The 263-nt window shown below is 37.3% G+C and carries 1 protein-coding gene; it reads right to left on the minus strand.

The window, feature by feature from the left end; genetic code table 11:
• The coding region (locus SB717_RS36800; protein ID WP_410908016.1) for an O-methyltransferase at positions 1-263 on the minus strand (263 nt) is incomplete at both ends.

Here is a 263-nt window from a genome sequence, read left to right on the forward strand (position 1 = left end):
GTTGTATCATATCCTTCATGGTTCATAAGCCACTCATTGTACGTCTTAATACGACGGATTAAACCACGTGTACGTCTGTTTTCAATCTTCTCTTTTGTCGTTACAAGACCATGGTACATAACATTATCTGAAATAATTACGCCACCAGGATTAAATAACGGTTCATATAAGTCAAAAAAGCGACGATACTGTCCTTTTGCTGCATCAATAAAAATAACGTCAAATGTCCCGTGTTCTTTTACTTGTTCACCTGTCTCTAACGC

It is taken from the genome of Priestia sp. SIMBA_032 (assembly GCF_046535215.1).
In the GTDB taxonomy this organism is placed as follows: domain Bacteria; phylum Bacillota; class Bacilli; order Bacillales; family Bacillaceae_H; genus Priestia; species Priestia aryabhattai.